1 protein-coding gene is annotated in these 1,141 nt (G+C 42.8%); it reads right to left on the bottom strand.

What is annotated here, in order from left to right:
- Positions 1–49: 49 nt before the first annotated feature.
- Positions 50–1,141 (bottom strand): SpiroCoCo family coiled-coil protein (locus ACYVTD_RS13525; RefSeq protein ID WP_461248259.1); only part of this gene is annotated, 1,092 nt, incomplete at its 5' end.

Consider the following 1,141-nt stretch of genomic DNA (forward strand, 5'->3'; position numbering starts at 1 on the left):
CGTTTTCTTGCCGCGTTAAATCTTTCCCATTCTGGTTTTTTCACGAAAATTATCCGCGGGAAGCGATTTCCAGAACCAGCTCATCTTCGCTTACCGATAGGTTCAATGCCTTTGCGATATCTTCGTTTGAAAAGTTGTTTTTTGTCTTAAGCCTTATAATGTTATCGCGTTTCTGCGGAGAAACGCCGTCTTCTTTCTCCGTTTTTATTTTTTTCCCTTCTTTATCAACCATCGTTTTGACAATTCTAAGCTGAGAGCGAATATCATTGTTTAAATTTGTTAATTCAGTTTCCGCGCTCGCGACCCATTCGCGGGCGACGTTCATGTCCGCGATGCGTTTTTCGATTTGCGCTAAAGTATCGTTCAGAACGGCGATTTTATCAAGCGCGTCATTCGCTTTTATGCTTTCGGCGGACAGGGCCTCGATGGAAGACCGCATTTCTTCAAATTGTTCCGAAAGTTTTGTAATGAAAATTTCCGCGTTGTTAATCGCCGTTTCCGTTTTTTGTAGTTTGGCGAAATTGCTGGTTATGCCTTCGTTTGTCTCTTCAAGCACGTCGCTCTTGCTCTCAATGCGCTGGTACTTTTCTTCGGCTCTTTTGATAATATCTTCCAGTTTGCGCATTTTTAACTGTACCGCTTCAAGAATATCATCCTTGCTTGTAACCTGCACAAGCCTTTCTTCCACGGACTGTTGTGTTTTTATCAGTTTGTCAAATTCGCTTTGCATTTGATCTATGCGGTTTTTTTCGTTGATAAAGCGCGACATCTTGCTGATTACTTCGTCTTCCAAGCGTTTGATGTGGGTATACTGGTTTTCCATCTGCGTGATTTCATTCTTACGCTGATCCAGCTTGTCAAGATCGCCGTTAATTTCTTCCATGCTCTGTTCAAGTTTTTTCTTCAGATCTTCCGTCTGCTCAATATTTTTTTTCTGAACGCCAAGTTCTTTCCGTATGTCTTCCAGATTCTGGCGGAACGACGCTATTCGCCCGTCATTTTCTGTCGCGCTCTCCCTGCTATGCCGGCGAAGTTCTTCAATATATGTTTCCATTTCGCGTATTTTTGTGTTGTACTGGTTTTGCCAGTCGTCAAAGCTTTGTCTGGATTTAATCAGGAATTCGTCCATTGTGCTCTGCGC

This window comes from Treponema sp. R6D11 (assembly GCF_054786075.1).